Annotated in this window: 12 protein-coding genes; 6 read left to right on the plus strand and 6 right to left on the minus strand. The window is 64.9% G+C overall.

Going from position 1 to position 16,131, the window contains the following annotated elements:
- Window positions 1-30: 30 nt before the first annotated feature.
- On the plus strand, window positions 31-501 hold the full coding sequence (locus tag ABIB06_RS25295) for an Hsp20 family protein (RefSeq protein ID WP_247445457.1): 471 nt from the start codon (window positions 31-33) through the stop codon (window positions 499-501).
- Window positions 502-655: 154 nt separating this feature from the next.
- Entirely contained in the window at window positions 656-1,426 is a 771-nt protein-coding gene (locus ABIB06_RS25300; protein ID WP_354050750.1) for an alpha/beta fold hydrolase, read from the plus strand.
- 61 nt (window positions 1,427-1,487) lie between these two features.
- On the opposite strand, the gene ABIB06_RS25305 is transcribed toward ABIB06_RS25300, so the two are convergent.
- Entirely contained in the window at window positions 1,488-2,267 is a 780-nt protein-coding gene (locus ABIB06_RS25305; protein WP_354050748.1) for a hypothetical protein, read from the minus strand.
- A gap of 490 nt (window positions 2,268-2,757) precedes the next feature.
- Here ABIB06_RS25305 and gltB point away from each other — a divergent pair, with 490 nt between their 5' ends.
- A complete protein-coding gene (gltB, locus tag ABIB06_RS25310; RefSeq protein WP_354050746.1) occupies window positions 2,758-7,491 on the plus strand; it encodes a glutamate synthase large subunit in 4,734 nt (1,577 codons plus the stop codon).
- A 141-nt stretch (window positions 7,492-7,632) separates the two neighbouring features.
- Entirely contained in the window at window positions 7,633-9,084 is a 1,452-nt protein-coding gene (locus ABIB06_RS25315; RefSeq protein ID WP_354050744.1) for a glutamate synthase subunit beta, read from the plus strand.
- Window positions 9,085-9,243: 159 nt separating this feature from the next.
- On the opposite strand, the gene ABIB06_RS25320 is transcribed toward ABIB06_RS25315, so the two are convergent.
- Window positions 9,244-11,010, minus strand: a complete 1,767-nt coding sequence (locus ABIB06_RS25320) for an outer membrane beta-barrel protein (RefSeq protein ID WP_354050742.1) — start codon at window positions 11,008-11,010, stop codon at window positions 9,244-9,246.
- 191 nt (window positions 11,011-11,201) lie between these two features.
- Here ABIB06_RS25320 and ABIB06_RS25325 point away from each other — a divergent pair, with 191 nt between their 5' ends.
- The gene (locus tag ABIB06_RS25325) at window positions 11,202-12,209 is read left to right on the plus strand and encodes a KpsF/GutQ family sugar-phosphate isomerase (protein ID WP_354050740.1); all 1,008 of its coding nucleotides are present in this window, start codon (window positions 11,202-11,204) and stop codon (window positions 12,207-12,209) included.
- Window positions 12,210-12,316: 107 nt separating this feature from the next.
- On the opposite strand, the gene ABIB06_RS25330 is transcribed toward ABIB06_RS25325, so the two are convergent.
- On the minus strand, window positions 12,317-12,868 hold the full coding sequence (locus ABIB06_RS25330; RefSeq protein ID WP_354069331.1) for a carboxymuconolactone decarboxylase family protein: 552 nt from the start codon (window positions 12,866-12,868) through the stop codon (window positions 12,317-12,319).
- A 72-nt stretch (window positions 12,869-12,940) separates the two neighbouring features.
- Here ABIB06_RS25330 and ABIB06_RS25335 point away from each other — a divergent pair, with 72 nt between their 5' ends.
- The gene (locus ABIB06_RS25335) at window positions 12,941-13,279 is read left to right on the plus strand and encodes a winged helix-turn-helix transcriptional regulator (protein ID WP_354050737.1); all 339 of its coding nucleotides are present in this window, start codon (window positions 12,941-12,943) and stop codon (window positions 13,277-13,279) included.
- 118 nt (window positions 13,280-13,397) lie between these two features.
- On the opposite strand, the gene ABIB06_RS25340 is transcribed toward ABIB06_RS25335, so the two are convergent.
- The 3 genes from ABIB06_RS25340 to ABIB06_RS25350 form a co-directional block, all read right to left on the minus strand.
- A complete protein-coding gene (locus tag ABIB06_RS25340; RefSeq protein ID WP_354050735.1) occupies window positions 13,398-13,841 on the minus strand; it encodes an NfeD family protein in 444 nt (147 codons plus the stop codon).
- A 74-nt stretch (window positions 13,842-13,915) separates the two neighbouring features.
- The gene (locus ABIB06_RS25345; protein ID WP_354050733.1) at window positions 13,916-14,920 is read right to left on the minus strand and encodes an SPFH domain-containing protein; all 1,005 of its coding nucleotides are present in this window, start codon (window positions 14,918-14,920) and stop codon (window positions 13,916-13,918) included.
- A 226-nt stretch (window positions 14,921-15,146) separates the two neighbouring features.
- On the minus strand, window positions 15,147-16,124 hold the full coding sequence (locus tag ABIB06_RS25350; RefSeq protein WP_354050731.1) for an ABC transporter substrate-binding protein: 978 nt from the start codon (window positions 16,122-16,124) through the stop codon (window positions 15,147-15,149).
- Window positions 16,125-16,131: the final 7 nt, after the last annotated feature.

A 16,131-nucleotide genomic window follows, 5' to 3' on the forward strand; every position in this document is an offset into this window, starting at 1 on the left:
TCCAACAGTCGCTCAATGGAGGACTTGACCATGCGTACCTACGATCTGACCCCCTTTTATCGTTCCACCGTCGGCTTTGATCGCCTCTTCAACCTGCTCGACCAGACGAGCTCGGACGGCAGCCCCGGTTATCCCCCCTATAACATCGAGCGCACCGGCGAGAACGACTATCGCATCACCGTTGCGGTTTCGGGCTTTGCCAAGGATGAGCTCTCCATCGTCGCGAAGGAAAACACGCTGACGATCAAGGGCGAGAAAGTCGCCAACGAGAACTCGAAGTCCGAAGTGCTCTACCGCGGCATCGCCGCGCGTGCCTTCGAGCGCGCCTTCCAGCTTGCGGACTTTGTACAGGTGAAAGACGCCTCGCTCGAGAACGGCCTGCTTCACGTCGATCTCGTGCGCGAGATTCCCGAGGCCAAGAAGCCCCGCCAAATCTCGATCAGCAGCAGCACGCCAAAGGCGCAGGTGATCGAAAACTCGGCCGCGCAAGCCGCCGCGTAAATCACTCACGCCACTTCCAGGTTGCGAAAACGCCCCGGTGCCCCGGGGCGTTTTTTCGTTTTGCACTGCATCACAGAGCGGTGAAGACGCGTAACGCCGCCGCCCCGCACACCGTCCTTTGGATATCGCACCCAAAACAAGACGGAAAACGATCATGACACTTTGGCGCAGCCTTTTCGTCGCCGCGAGCCTGCTGGCCGCTCCCATCAGCCTTGCTCACGCACAGACCCCGCAGACGGTGAAGGCCAAGAACGTCGTGCTGGTGCACGGCGCCTGGGCCGACGGTTCAAGCTGGTCGGAGGTGATCCCGATCCTCCAGGCCGCAGGCCTCAACGTAACTGCCGTGCAGAATCCGCTATCGTCGCTGTCGGACTCCGTCGAGGCGACCAAGCGCGCGCTGGCCGAACAGGATGGTCCAACCGTGCTGGTTGCGCATTCCTGGGGCGGCACCGTGATCAGCCAGGTCGGCAACGACCCGAAGGTCACCGGCCTCGTCTATGTCGCCGCCCGCGCACCCGATGCCAACGAGGATTTCGTCGCTCTGTCCAAGCAATTCCCCGCGGGACCGGTGCGCGCCGGCGTCGTCGAGCGCGACGGTTACACCAAGCTTTCGGAAGACGCCTTCCTGAAGTACTTCGCCAACGGCGTTAAGCCGGAGCAGGCCAAGGCGCTCTACGCGGTGCAATGGCCGACGGCCGCCTCGATCTTCGCCGGCCGCACCACGGAGGCAGCATGGCATTCCAAGCCGAGCTGGTACGCGGTGTCGAAGAACGACGACACCATCAATCCTGATTTCGAACGCTTCCTCGCCAAGCGCATGAACGCCACCACGGTCGAGCTCGACGCCGGCCACCTCTCGCTGGTCTCGCACCCGAAGGAAGTGGCGAACCTGATCCTGGAAGCGGCGGGGTATGGGCGGAGCTGACCGGCGATCGGCTCAATGAGAAAGCGCCCGAGGTTTTCGGGCGCTTTTGTTTTGCTCAGGTCTAATCCAGTCCCTGTGCGGCCGGCATCTCCTGCGTCGGCATGATCGTGGGAGCCGGCTTGGCCTGAACGACGGTTGCTGCCGCGGCTTGCGGTGCGGCTTCGGTGGGCTTGGCCTGCACGGCCACCGTCTGCTGAGCAGGCTGCGGCGCCTGGGCCTGTTGCGTCGTGGGTTCGGCCGGCTTGGCGGCGACCGGCGCCTCGCGCGGCGGGGCGGCCTTCGGCACCGGTACGGCGCGGCTAGCGACATGCGGAATCGGGGCCGGCGGGCGTGGCGGGCCACTGCGGACCATGGTCGGTGGCGGCAGCGCGCTTTGTGGGCGGTCGGGCGCCATCGCGGGCTGCTCGTAGGCCGGCGCCATGCCGTAGGCGTCAGCGGCCGGCATGAAGCGCAAAATTCTTCCGTCGCGGGCATCGATCACCAGCCGGCCGTCCTCGCCGCGGCGGTCGATCACCGCGATGGTGTAGACGCTGCCGCGCAGGCGCGGGATGCCCAGCGGCGAGAAGCCGTTTTCGCGCAGCACCGCGTAGACCTCGGTCGACGGCAGCAGCACCGGGGCCGGGCCGCGGTCTTCGTAGCCGTAGCCGTAGCCTTGGCCGTAACGCGGCGGCGGTGGCGGCGCGGCGTCCGATGGCGCATAGGGGCCGTCGAAATCCGACACCGCAATAGCGGCCCTGCTCCCGATACCGTTCGCCGGAAATTGCGCAAAAACCTGCGCTTGAGCCGCGGTCGCAGCCAGCACCAGCGTGGCAGCGGCCACACATCCTGTGAAAAACTTCATGGTCGACACGCTCCTGTCAGCCCCCGAACGTCTCGCGCTCTTTCGCTTCTTGCGGCGTGGCGCGCCTTTCGAAGGGTCGATCCGAAGCATCCTTGGGGATTTCGGCGTCGGCAGGGCCGGATCAGGGCGCGTTTGCTTCAAAACCGGGGCCGCACGGCTTGCGGAAAGCGGTGATTGACACCTCGGGAATCGGGACTTGCACGCGCTTGTGTGATAGACAAAAATTTGGCAAGGTGATGGTTAGGACAGGAAGACTGTCTCAATTTTGCTTGCGGTTCCGGCATAGGGATTGCAACGAAAGTCGGTGCTTTCGAGCGCCAGTAAGGCAACAGGCAAAGCCGTTCTCGGGGACGAAGAACGCCTTGGCCTGAATTTAAGAAAATGCGGCTCGCGAGCGGACGAGCGGTGACCCAGAAGCGGGTGCCGCGGGACGCCCAAGGTGCGCCGAAGATGGCGGTGAGGCAGCTTGCCGCATGGAGAGGACGAGGACATGAACGGGTCGCAAGTCGAGCGCGGAAACATCGTGGCAGAACAACTGTCGGCGACGCTCGCCTCGAAAACGAGCGACCCGATTCAGGAACACAACTCACGCCCGCCGGCGGTAGGTCTGTACGATCCGAGCCTGGAAAAGGATTCCTGCGGCGTCGGCTTCATCGCCAACATCAAGGGCCAGAAGTCCCACGAGATCGTCGCGGACGCACTCAGCATCCTCTGCAACCTCGAGCACCGCGGCGCCGTCGGCGCCGATCCGCGCGCTGGCGACGGCGCCGGCATTCTGGTGCAGATCCCGCACGCCTTCTTCACTCGCAAGGCCAAGGAGCTGGGCTTCGCGCTGCCCAATCCGGGCGAATACGCAATCGGCGCGCTGTTCATGCCGCGCGATACCGCCTGGCGCAACGTCATCAAGAGCATCATCGCCGACCAGATCAAGGAAGAGGGCCTGACGCTGCTCGGCTGGCGCGACGTGCCGACCGACAACTCTTCGCTCGGCGTCACCGTGAAGCCGACCGAGCCGGCCTGCATGCAGGTGTTCATCGGCCGCAACGGCACCGCCAAGACCGAGGACGATTTCGAGCGCCGGCTCTACATCCTGCGCAAGTCGATCTCGCAGGCGATCTATCAGCGCCGCGACCGCGGCCTCGCCGGCTATTATCCCTGCTCGATGTCGTGCCGCACCGTGATCTACAAGGGCATGTTCCTCGCCGACCAGCTCGGCAAGTACTATCCCGATCTGCACGAAAAGGATTTCGAGAGCGCGCTCGCACTCGTTCACCAGCGTTTCTCGACCAACACTTTCCCGGCGTGGTCGCTGGCGCATCCCTACCGCATGATCGCGCATAACGGCGAGATCAACACGCTGCGCGGCAACACCAACTGGATGGCGGCGCGCCAGGCTTCGGTGAGCTCCGAGCTGTACGGCAAGGACATCAACCGGCTCTGGCCGATCTCCTACGAGGGACAATCGGACACCGCCTGCTTCGACAACGCGCTCGAATTCCTGGTGCAGGGCGGCTACTCGCTGCCGCACGCCGTCATGATGATGATTCCGGAGGCGTGGGCCGGCAATCCCTTGATGGATGAAAAGCGCCGCGCTTTCTACGAGTATCATGCCGCCCTGATGGAGCCGTGGGACGGCCCCGCCGCGATCGCCTTCACCGACGGCCGCCAGATCGGCGCCACGCTCGACCGCAATGGCCTGCGGCCAGCGCGCTATCTCGTCACCAAGGACGACCGCATCGTGATGGCGTCCGAGATGGGCGTGCTGACGATTCCCGAGGACCAGATCATCACCAAGTGGCGCTTGCAGCCCGGCAAGATGCTGCTCGTCGACCTCGAGCAGGGCCGCCTCATCCCCGACGACGAGATCAAGGCCGAGCTCGCGAGGAGCCATCCCTACACGGAGTGGCTGGAGCGGACCCAGATCGTGCTGGAAGAGCTGCCGAAGGCCCCGACCACCGGCGTGCGCTCCAACCTGTCGCTGCTCGATCGCCAGCAGGCGTTTGGCTACAGCCAGGAAGACATCACCATCCTGATGACGCCGATGGCCTCCATTGGCGAGGAAGCCGCGGGCTCGATGGGCAACGACACGCCGATCTCGGCGCTGTCGGACAAGGCCAAGCCGCTGTTCACCTACTTCAAGCAGAACTTTGCGCAGGTCACCAACCCGCCGATCGACCCGATCCGCGAGGAGCTGGTGATGAGCCTCGTCTCCATCATTGGACCGCGGCCGAACCTGTTCGACCTGCAAGGCATGGCCACCACCAAGCGCCTCGAAGCGCGCCAGCCGATCCTGACCGACGCGGACCTCGAAAAGATCCGCTCGATCTCTGACGTCGCCGAGTCGCACTTCAAGTCGCGCACGCTGGACACCACCTTCCACGCCGGCCTCGGCGCGGCCGGCATGGACCAGGTGCTGGACGAGCTCTGCGCGCGCGCCGAAAGCGCGGTGCGCGAGGGCGTCAACATCATCATCCTGTCCGACCGCATGGTCGGCACCGATCGCGTGCCGATCCCGTCGCTGCTGGCTTGCGCGTCCGTGCATCATCATCTGATCCGCACGGGTCTGCGCACGTCGGTCGGCCTCGTCGTCGAATCCGGTGAGCCGCGCGAAGTGCATCACTTCGCCTGTCTCGCGGGCTACGGCGCGGAAGCGATCAATCCTTATCTGGCGTTCGAAACCATCATCGCGATGAAGGACCGCCTGCCCGGCTCACTCGACGACTACGAGATCGTCAAGCGCTACATCAAATCGATCGGCAAGGGCCTGCTCAAGGTGATGTCCAAGATGGGCATCTCGACCTACCAGTCCTATTGCGGCGCGCAGATCTTTGACGCCATCGGCCTGAAGGCGGAATTCGTCGGAAAATTCTTCGCCGGTACGCACACCCGCGTCGAGGGCGTCGGTCTCGCCGAGATCGCGGAAGAGGCCGTGCGCCGCCATGCCGACGCATTCGGCGATGCTCTGGTCTACAAGACCGCGCTCGACGTCGGCGGCGAATATGCCTACCGCAGCCGCGGCGAGGACCATGCCTGGACCGCCGAGTCGGTCGGGCTGCTCCAGCACGCCGCGCGCGGCAATTCGCTGGACCGCTACCGTGCCTTCGCAAAAATCCTCAATGAGCAGTCGGAGCGTCTGTTGACGCTGCGCGGCCTGTTCCGGATCAAGAACGCGGACGAAGAGAAGCGCAAGCCTGTCGCCCTCGACCAGGTCGAGTCGGCCAAGGACATCGTCAAGCGTTTCGCCACCGGCGCGATGAGCTTCGGCTCGATCTCGCGCGAGGCGCACACCACGCTGGCGATTGCCATGAACCGGATCGGCGGCAAGTCGAACACCGGCGAAGGCGGCGAGGAAGCCGACCGCTTCAAGCCGATGCCGAACGGCGACAGCATGCGCTCCGCGATCAAGCAGGTCGCCTCGGGCCGTTTCGGCGTCACCACGGAGTATCTCGTCAACTCCGACATGATGCAGATCAAGATGGCGCAGGGTGCCAAGCCCGGCGAAGGCGGACAGCTGCCCGGCCACAAGGTCGACGCGACCATCGCCAAGGTTCGCCACTCGACGCCGGGCGTCGGCCTGATCTCGCCGCCGCCGCACCACGACATCTACTCGATCGAGGATCTGGCGCAGCTCATCTACGACCTCAAGAACGTCAACCCCACGGGCGACGTCTCGGTCAAGCTCGTCTCGGAGATCGGCGTCGGCACGGTGGCCGCGGGCGTCGCCAAGGCGCGCGCCGACCACGTCACCATCGCGGGCTTCGAGGGTGGCACCGGCGCTTCGCCGCTGACCTCGATCAAGCACGCCGGCTCGCCGTGGGAGATCGGTCTCGCTGAAACCCACCAGACGCTGGTGCGCGAGCGGCTGCGCAGCCGCATCGTGGTCCAGGTCGACGGCGGCTTCCGCACCGGCCGTGACGTCGTCATCGGCGCGCTTCTCGGCGCCGACGAATTCGGCTTCGCCACTGCGCCCTTGATCGCGGCCGGCTGCATCATGATGCGCAAGTGCCATCTCAACACCTGCCCGGTCGGCGTCGCGACCCAGGACCCGGTCCTGCGCAAGCGCTTCACCGGCCAGCCTGAGCATGTGATCAACTACTTCTTCTTCGTCGCCGAGGAAGTTCGCGAGATCATGGCCTCGCTCGGCTTCCGTACCTTCAACGAGATGATTGGCCAGGTGCAGCTGCTCGACCAGACCAGGCTGGTTGCGCACTGGAAGGCCAAGGGGCTCGATTTTTCGAAGCTGTTCGTCAAGCAGAAGGAAGAGAAGGGCCAGAAGGTCTATCACTCCGAGCGCCAGAACCATCATCTGGAAGCCGTGCTCGACCGCACGCTGATCGAGAAGGCAACGCCTGCGCTCGACCGCGGCGCGCCGGTGAAGATCGAGGCCGGGATCAACAGCACCAACCGTTCCGCCGGCGCGATGCTGTCCGGTATGGTCGCCAAGATCTACGGCAATGCCGGCCTGCCGCATGACACCATCCATGTCAGCCTCAAGGGCACCGCCGGCCAGGCCTTCGGCGCCTGGCTCGCGCATGGCGTCACCTTCGAGCTCGAGGGTGAAGCCAACGACTATGTCGGCAAGGGCCTCTCGGGCGGCAGGATCATCGTCAAGCCGCCGGCCAACAGCGCCATCGTGCCGGAAGAGAGTATCATCGTCGGCAACACCGTGATGTACGGCGCGACCGATGGCGAGTGCTACTTCCGCGGTGTCGCCGGCGAACGCTTTGCCGTGCGCAACTCCGGCGCGGTCGCTGTGGTCGAAGGCGCCGGCGATCATTGCTGCGAATATATGACCGGCGGCATCGTCGTCGTGCTCGGCAAGACCGGGCGCAACTTTGCGGCCGGCATGTCCGGCGGCATCGCCTATGTGCTCGACGAGAGCGGCGACTTCGACAAGCTCTGCAACATGGCGATGGTCGAGCTCGAGCCGGTGCTGTCGGAAGAGCTGATCAACGCCGGCACCTATAACCACTCCGGTGACCTCGAGGCGCACGGCCGGGTGGACGTGTTCAAGAACCTGCTCGCCTCCGACGTCGAGCGGCTGCACGTCCTGATCACGCGTCATGCGAAAGCGACCGGCTCCAAGCGCGCCGCCGACATCCTTGCCAATTGGAAGGACTGGCTGCCCAAATTCCGCAAGGTGATGCCGGTCGAGTACCGGCGCGCGCTGCGCGAAATGGCCGCCAACGCGGACGCCGAGCCGAAAATCGCGATCGGGGCGTAGGAATATCAGCGCCGGTCATTGCGAGCGTAGCGAAACAATCCAGACTTTCTCCTCGGATAAACTGGATTGCTTCGTCGCTTCGCTCCTCGCAATGACGGTGGGGAAGCACAACGAATTTAAGCGGCAGGGACTTCGGGTTTAATGGGCAAGATCACGGGTTTTCTCGAAATCGAACGGCATGACCGCAAGTACATCCCGGTCGCCGAGCGCGTGAAGCATTACAACGAGTTCGTCGTCCCCCTCTCCGAGAAGGAAACGCGCGACCAGGCCGCGCGCTGCATGAACTGCGGCATTCCCTATTGCCACGGCACCGGCTCGGTCGCGCCGGGAACGCCCGGCTGCCCGGTCAACAACCAGATCCCGGACTGGAACGACCTCGTCTATCAGGGCAACTGGGAAGAAGCCTCGCGCAATTTGCACTCGACCAACAATTTCCCGGAGTTCACGGGACGCATCTGCCCCGCGCCGTGCGAGGCCTCCTGCACGCTCAACATCGACGACAACCCCGTCACCATCAAGACCATCGAATGCGCGATCGTCGACCGCGCCTGGGACAATGGCTGGCTGAAGCCGGAAGTGGCGGCCGTGAAGACCGGCAAGAAGGTCGCGGTGATCGGCTCGGGTCCGGCCGGCATGGCCTGCGCGCAGCAGCTCGCGCGCGCCGGTCACGACGTGCATTTGTTCGAGAAGTTCGCCAAGGCCGGTGGCCTGCTGCGTTACGGCATCCCCGACTTCAAGATGGAAAAGAACGTCATCGACCGCCGCGTGGCGCAGATGGAAGGGGAAGGCGTCACCTTCCACTACAACAGCCATGTCGGCGTCGACGGCAATGTCGATCCGCGCGAGATGCTCAACGAGTACGACGCGGTGGCGCTGACCGGCGGCGCGGAAGCCCCACGCGACCTGCCGATCCCCGGCCGCGAGTTTTCGGGCGTCCACTACGCGATGGATTTCCTGCCGCAACAAAATCGCCGCGTCTCCAGCGAGCCGCTCAACGGCGTCAGCGAGATCCTCGCCGGCGGCAAGCACGTCGTCGTCATCGGCGGCGGCGACACCGGATCTGACTGCATCGGCACCTCGCTGCGCCAGGGCGCGCTCTCGGTGACCCAGCTCGAGATCATGCCCGCTCCGCCCGAGCACGAGAACAAGGGCCTGACCTGGCCGAACTGGCCGCTGAAGATGCGGACGTCCTCGAGCCAGGCCGAAGGCGCGGCCCGCGAATTCGCCGTGCTGACGCAGAAGTTTTCCGGCGAGAACGGCCAAGTCAAGAAGCTGCACTGCGTGCGCGTCGACGACAAGTTCAAGCCGATCGCCGGCACCGAATTTGAGCTCGACGCCGACCTCGTCCTGCTCGCGATGGGCTTCGTCCATCCCGTGCACGAGGGCCTGCTCAAGCAGCTCGCAGTCGAGCTCGACCCGCGCGGCAACGTCAAGGCCAACACGCTCGACTACCAGACCTCGCGCCCGAACGTGTTCACCGCCGGCGACATGCGGCGTGGGCAATCGCTGGTGGTCTGGGCGATCCGCGAGGGCCGGCTGTGCGCAAGGTCGATTGATACGTTCCTGATGGGAAAGACGGATCTGCCGCGGTAGTCGTTCACTCCACTGCCAGATTTACGAAAGGTGTCATCGCCCGCCTTGTGCGCAATTGCGCACTGGAGCGGGCGATCCAGTATTCCAGAGAAGTTAGCTGTCTACCGACAAACCGCGGCGTACTGGATGCCCCCGCCTGCGCGGGGCATGACAGGGAGGTTAATTCTGCAACCTCACCCCCACCATCATCACCGTGCCCTGCGAGCTAGATCCCGCCTGGTTCGAGTCCAGGATGTCGTGGCGCAGCGTGCCCTTGATCCAGATGTTGCGGTTGAGCTTGTAGATCAGATTGCCTTCGAGCGAGTAGGTCTTGTCGTTGCGATTTTGGCCCTGGTAGTCGTAGGTGCCGTAGGTGAACTTGCCCACTGCCGTAAGCCAACGGCGGAAATCGTGATCGACTTCGGCGGCGTAGGTGTGCACCAGCACGCCGGATGAGCCGGGCACGGTGGTCTCCGCGATCTGCGTGTCGGTGGCGAATTTCACCGTGGTCAGGCCGCTCGCGTTCCAGATCAGCGAGCCCGAGGTGAGGAAGCCCGCGAGCTGGCTCAGCCGCGGATCGACATAGTTGCGCGCGGAATAGCCGACCGAGACTTCGCCCGTGAGGATGCGCGAGAACTCGAAGGACGAGCCGACCTTGGCGTACCCGCCGTTCGAATCTCGGAAGTAGCCGTTGCGGTCCGCGGGCTGGTCGTGGACGCGGGTGTCGCCCTGGATTTCGACGAACGGCTTCAGGCCCGGCTTCAGCTCGTAGGAAAAGCGCCCCACGCCGCCATACTGGTTGAAATCACGATCATCGTTGCTGAAGGTCGAGCCATCGGTCAGCTTGGAGTTGGTGTAGGCGGTGCGATCGACGGCGGCGCCGGCAGCGACCTGGAAGCGATTAAAGGTCTGGTCGAAGCCGACGGTCGTGCCGTAAGTGGCGTAAACAGGATATTTTTGCAGGCCGGCCTGCACATTCGGGCTGCCGGGATTGTCGGTGGCGAGCCGCAGGCGGAGCTGCGTGGTCAGCTTGAGATCGCGATTGACGTCGATGCGGCCGTCGACATGGCCGGTAAAGTCGGGGCGGTCAACCTCGACCGGCGAGGGCGAGGCAAAGCCGTCGATCGTCGCCGGCATGTTGTTGGTGTAGCCTGAGAACGAGCCGCGCAAATCGGCGACCAGCGCGTGGCGCTCCCAGTCGGACACCACGAGAAGGTCGGGCGCGACGACATAAGCCGGCGAGCCGACAGGCTTGTTCAAACGCGCCGGATTGGTGTCGTAGCCGGCGGAGAGCTCGAGCCCACCCTTGATCAGGAAGCTGCCGGCATAGTCGCCGACGGCGCCGAACGAATCCTCGTCGAGCTTGAGGCGGCGGCGCAGCGGCTGGCCGGGCACGTTGCCGGCCAGCGCCGGCGGCACCGGCGTCTTGTGCGCGGTCTCGGAGGGTGGCGGCGCGATGCGCGGCGGCCCGAGCGTTCGATCCGGCGTTGCCGGCGGCACCGGCGAGCCGGGACCGACCGGGCGTTTCGGCTTTGGCTGTCCGGGATAGAGCTTTGGCTGCAGCCGCTTGCGGTTGAGCGAATCGTATCCGGAGGCGCTGGCGCCATTGGCAGCGGGCAGGCCGTAGGTCGGGACCTTATTGGTCGGGTTCTGGCTGGTCGGGTTTTGGCCCGCGCGCGCCGGCGCCTGCTGGCGCTTGCGCCAATCGGCATTGGGATCTGGGAGCGCCGGTAGCGCATCCGAGGGTGCCTGCGGCACGCCCGCGGTACGGCGCGTCGGCAGCGTGTCTGGTGAGGCGAAGCCACCGCGGTTGGGGCTGAACAGGTCGGGGGTGAGGCTCTGGGCGCCTGCCGGTGCGCTTCCAAGGGCAGTCAGCGCGAGACACGGCAAAGCGGCGCGCAGGAAATGCGCGCGTTTGCTCCGGCTCGTGCCTGGAGACGACCCCACGATGGAAGAACCCCAACGAAATCAAATACTTTCGCGATAGCCTCCGCCGACTGGCGGGAACCATCGTTAATGGACTTAAAACAATTATGGTTAACGACCGGTTGAGGGCTGGGGCGCCCTCGTCGCCTCGAAGGCTGTGGCGTGCTAAGCAGGCGCCAACGGGCGAACGCCCCTCCTCCCTGGACCAGAACATGCCGAGTTCGAAACCGCTGATGACCCAATCATCCGGCCCCATTCCCGACAGCGTCGAATCCGCGCTCCGCACGCTGGAAACCGAGGGCGGCGGTATCAACGCACTCGTCGCCGCCCTGCGCGGCCCGCTTGGCGCGAGCTTCGCCAAGGCGGTCGATCTGATCCGCAACGCGAAGGGCCGCGTCATCGTCACCGGCCTCGGCAAATCGGGCCATATGGGCCGCAAGATCGCGGCGACGCTGGCTTCGACCGGCACGCCCGCCTTCTTCGTGCACACCGCCGAAGCCGCCCATGGCGACCTCGGCATGATCACCACCGATGACGTCATCATGGCGCTGTCCTGGTCCGGCGAGCAGCCGGAGATGAAGACCCTCGTCAACTATTCCGCGCGGTTCGCGATCCCGATGATCGCGGTGACGTCGAACGCGGCGTCCTCGCTTGGACAAGCAGCCGACATCGTGCTTGAGCTGCCGAAGGCGCGCGAGGCTTGCCCGCACAATCTGGCGCCGACCACCTCGACCATGATGCAGGTCGCGATCGGCGACGCCATCGCGATCGCGCTGCTCGAAGGCCGCGGCTTCACCGCGCTGGAATTCGCGCATTTCCATCCCGGCGGCAAGTTAGGGGCGATGCTGAAATTCGTCCGCGACTACATGCGCACCGGCGCGGAGATCCCGGTCAAGCCGCTCGGCACCAAGATGTCCGACGCGGTAATGGAGATGTCGGCCAAGGGCCTCGGCTGCGTCTGCATCGTCGATGATGTCGGCGGGGTTGCCGGCATTATCACCGACGGCGATCTGCGCCGTCATATGCGGCCCGACCTGCTGACGGCGTCGGTCGACGACGTCATGACCAGGCAGCCGAAAACCGTGCCGCCCTCGATGCTCGCCACCGAGATGATCGAGGTGCTCAACACCCGCAAGATCACGACGCTGGTCGTGACCGAGGCGGACAAGGTGGTGGGCATCGTGCATCTGCACGATCTGTTGCGCGCGGGCGTGGCGTAAGGTTTCTCTCCGTCATTGCGAGCGCAGCGAAGCAATCCAGAATCCCTCCGCGGAGGCAGTCTGGATTGCTTCGTCGCAAGAGCTCCTCGCAATGACGGCGGTTAGAGCTATGCCGGAAACCGTGCCGCGCTCTCCTCCAGCGGCAGCTTTAGTCCGTTCGCCAGATACGACACCGTGCGATAGAAGCCGCACAGCAGCATGATCTCCAGGATCTGCGCCTCGTCGTAATGCGCCGAGAGCACGGCGAACTCGGCATCGTCAAACGTCGCGCGGTGATGCAGCGCATCGACGGCGGCGATCATCGCCTGTTCGGCCGGCGACCAGCACGACGACGTCGCGTCGCCCTGCACGGTCGCACGCACCTCCGCCTCGCTAAGCCCCGCCGGCCCGGCAAAGATCGCGACGTGCACGCCCCATTCATATTCGCATTTGTTCAGCGCGCAGGTGCGGTCGATGACGATCTCGCGCTGGCGCAGCGACAGCGGGCCGGGATCGAGCAGGCCGCCGGCGCGGAACTTGTCCCAGACGCGGGTGTGGCCCGCCATCACCCGGAACAGCCGCAGCGGCGGCGCGCCGTGCATGATGCGGTCAAACTGCGCCTGGATCTCCGGGGGATAAGGCGACTCGAGCGGCGCAATACGCGGTGTGGCCTGGGACATTGGCTGTCTCCTATGCTACATTTACTGTAGCAAAACGCTACATTATTTGTAGCAATACGCAAGAGGGCGACGATGGCGAAACAGTCCGCTTCCAGATCGCGTAGCGTCCGTGGTTCGCGCACGGGCCGACCGGTCATGGCGCTGCTCGACCTCCTGGGGCGACGCTGGAGCCTGCGTATCCTGTGGGAATTACGCGAAGCCCCCCTCACCTCGCGCGGCTTGCGCACTGCCTGCGACGAGGCCTCGCCGACCGTGCTTCAAGCGCGGCTGAGCGAGCTGCGCGAGGCGGGGTTCGTGGAGTTGGGCGAAGGTGGAGGTTACGGGCTGACGGCGCTGGGGCAGGAGCTGTGCGAGACGTTCATGCCGCTGCACAGGTTTGCGGAGCGGTGGCGCAGCAAGAGTGGCGCCTAAGTCTGGCGACGCCGTCCTGACAAACTCGTCATTGCGAGCGGAGCGAAGCAATCCAGAATCTTTCCGCGGAGACAGGCTGGATTGCTTCGCTTCGCTCGCAATGACGGGGAGGCAACAGCTACGTCGCCGCCACCGTTAAATTAGCGCCGTCCACCTGCACCACTTTCACCCGCGTCCCCGCCGGCGTATCCGGGCCGGCGACGCGCCACACCGTGTCGCCGATACGCATGGTGCCGTTGCCGTCGATGATCGGCTTCTCCAGCGTGAACTCGCGGCCCAGGAGCGCGTCCGCGCGCTTGTTGAGGAAGGGGCTGGCACTCGCATCCGCCCTCGGCCGCGCGAGCCGGCGCCACACCGGCACGGCGGCGGCGGCGAACACAGCGAACATCACGAGCTGGATTTGCCAGGACACGACAATCGCGAACGAGATCAGGCCGACCAAAATCGCGGCGAGCCCGAGCCAGAACAGGAAGATCCCCGGCGCCAGCACCTCCAGCACCATCAGGATGAAGCCGAAGATCAGCCAGTTCCAGGTGCCGAGCGATACGAACATGTCGGTCATGACACGACCTCTTTATTTTAGACGCATGCCCTTATCGGAAAACCGGTGTCCGCTTTTCCGGGGGTGCGCTGTGACTATCCCTGCCGTGGCGGCACCGCCGGCGGCGTGGGGCTGGACGACGGTACCGAACTGCCGCGGCGAGCGGCAGCGGCCGCGGACGCCGCGCTTTCGCCGAACGTCGCCTTCGCGATCTCGCCGATGCCGGCGAGCGAACCCAGCATGCTCATCGCTTCGACCGGAAGCATGATGATCTTCTGGTTCGGCGAGTCGGCCAGCTGCCCGAACGCCTTGATATACTTGTCCGCGATAAAATAGTTCAACGCGGAGATATCACCCTTGGCAATGGCTTCCGATACCACAAGCGTCGCCTTGGCCTCGGCCTCCGCGGAACGTTCGCGGGCCTCGGCGTCGCGGAACGCAGCTTCCTTGCGGCCTTCGGCCTGGAGAATCTGGCCCTGCTTGGCGCCCTCTGCACGCAGGATCTCGGACTGGCGCTGGCCTTCGGCCGCGAGAATATCGGCGCGCTTGACGCGCTCGGCCTTCATCTGCCGGCCCATCGCCTCGACGAGATCGGCGGGCGGCACGATGTCCTTGATCTCGATGCGGTTGACCTTGAGACCCCACGGCGAGACTGCGGCGTCGACGACGCGCAGCAGGCGCTCGTTGATCTCGTCGCGATGCGACAGCACCTGGTCGAGATCCATGGAGCCCATCACCGAACGGATATTGGTCATGGTCAGCACGATGATCGCCTGCTCCAGATTGGAGACTTCGTAGCTCGCCTTCGCGGCATCGAATACCTGGAAGAAGGCGACGCCGTCGACCGTGACCGTGGCGTTGTCCTTGGTGATCACCTCCTGCTCAGGTATCGAGATCACCTGCTCCATCATGTTGATCTTGCGCCCGACGCGATCGAAATAGGGCACGATCAGATTGAGCCCGGGGCTCAGCGTCTGGGTGTATTTGCCGAACCGCTCGATGGTCCAGTCATAGCCCTGCGGCACCGTTTTCACGCCGGCAACCAGCGTGACGATGACGAGCAAAACCAGAACAATCGCGAAAATGTCGAAACCGCTCATATTTCCTCCGAGGCGGGAAAAGGTCTTTCCCGCGCTGTCATTGGTCGGGAATGCGACCCCACCGGTTCAGCGGTCGCGACTCACGTCGGCATTGGCGCGATTCTGCACAAGACGCAGGGAGAGGGAATGGCCGCGATTATGTATTTGCGAGGCGCTCTTGAAAGCATGCAGGCGCAGAGCGGCGGACGTCAACGAATCCAGCCATGCCAGCGGTCGCAGCCGAATTCTATTCGATGACCTCGTTCGCGGTTGCGAGCAGGCTTGGCGAAAGCGTGACGCCGATTGCCCTGGCCGTCTTCAGGTTGATCGTCAGCTCGAACTTGGTGGGATTCTGGACCGGGAGGTCGGCCGCCTGCGCACCCTTCAGGATGCGGTCGATGTAGGAGGCGGCGCGGCGGAGCTGCTCGGCGCTGTCGGTGCTGTAGGACATCAGCCCGCCCTCGTCGACGAAGGTGCGGCTCCAGAACACTGCCGGCACGCCCGCTTCACCGATCGCCGCCAGGAGGTGCGCGCGGTTGGCCATGGTGAAGAAGTCCGGCAGCACCAGCAGTCCGCCGTCCTTTCGCGAGGCCAGCGCGGCGATCGAGGCGGTGTCGTGCACGGGCGCAGGCTCCACCGTCACATGGAGCGTGCGGCCCGCGTCCTCGATGGTGCGCAGCATCAGCGGCGCGAACGGCGCGGTGGCGGGATTGTAGACGACGAACACACGGGACAGTTTTGGCGTGACCTGCGTCAGCATCTCCAGCCATTTGCCGGCCAGCGGGCCGTCGTAATCGGTGAACCCAGTGACGTTGCCGCCGGGATGGGCGAGATTCTGGACGAAGCCCTGGCTGACGGGATCGGTGACGACGGCGAACACGATCGGGATCGTCGTGGTGCGCCGGCGCAGCTCCTCCACCGAGGGCGTGCCGACCGCAAGCAGGATGTCGGGCTTGAGCGCCACGAGTTCGTCGGCAAGTTGCGCGATGCGCGCGCGGTCGCCGCCGCCATTACGCCAATCGATCTTGAGGCCGGCGTGCTCCTTCCAGCCATGGCCGGCGAGCGCCTCGACCAGGATGGCGCTTCGCGTCTGCCCGATCCCGTCGTCGGCCGCAGTGACCGAGAGCACGCCGAGCCGCCGCGTCGCATTCGGCTGCTGCGCCAGCGCTGAAGCCGGCAGCGCTGCGGTCATCCCGAGAAGCGCCAGAATCTCGCGGCGGTTCATGGGGCGC

The sequence above is a fragment of the Bradyrhizobium sp. LB8.2 genome (genome assembly GCF_040548035.1).
Classification (GTDB): domain Bacteria; phylum Pseudomonadota; class Alphaproteobacteria; order Rhizobiales; family Xanthobacteraceae; genus Bradyrhizobium.

Excerpts from the sequence above, each read along its gene's own strand:
- ABIB06_RS25295 (WP_247445457.1), top strand. The coding sequence starts at position 31 with ATGCGTACCTACGATCTGACCCCCTTTTATCGTTCCACCGTCGGCTTT.
- ABIB06_RS25300 (WP_354050750.1), top strand. The coding sequence starts at position 656 with ATGACACTTTGGCGCAGCCTTTTCGTCGCCGCGAGCCTGCTGGCCGCT.
- ABIB06_RS25305 (WP_354050748.1), bottom strand. The coding sequence starts at position 2,267 with ATGAAGTTTTTCACAGGATGTGTGGCCGCTGCCACGCTGGTGCTGGCT.
- gltB (WP_354050746.1), top strand. The coding sequence starts at position 2,758 with ATGAACGGGTCGCAAGTCGAGCGCGGAAACATCGTGGCAGAACAACTG.
- ABIB06_RS25315 (WP_354050744.1), top strand. The coding sequence starts at position 7,633 with ATGGGCAAGATCACGGGTTTTCTCGAAATCGAACGGCATGACCGCAAG.
- ABIB06_RS25325 (WP_354050740.1), top strand. The coding sequence starts at position 11,202 with ATGCCGAGTTCGAAACCGCTGATGACCCAATCATCCGGCCCCATTCCC.
- ABIB06_RS25330 (WP_354069331.1), bottom strand. The coding sequence starts at position 12,868 with ATGTCCCAGGCCACACCGCGTATTGCGCCGCTCGAGTCGCCTTATCCC.
- ABIB06_RS25335 (WP_354050737.1), top strand. The coding sequence starts at position 12,941 with ATGGCGAAACAGTCCGCTTCCAGATCGCGTAGCGTCCGTGGTTCGCGC.
- ABIB06_RS25340 (WP_354050735.1), bottom strand. The coding sequence starts at position 13,841 with ATGACCGACATGTTCGTATCGCTCGGCACCTGGAACTGGCTGATCTTC.
- ABIB06_RS25345 (WP_354050733.1), bottom strand. The coding sequence starts at position 14,920 with ATGAGCGGTTTCGACATTTTCGCGATTGTTCTGGTTTTGCTCGTCATC.
- ABIB06_RS25350 (WP_354050731.1), bottom strand. The coding sequence starts at position 16,124 with ATGAACCGCCGCGAGATTCTGGCGCTTCTCGGGATGACCGCAGCGCTG.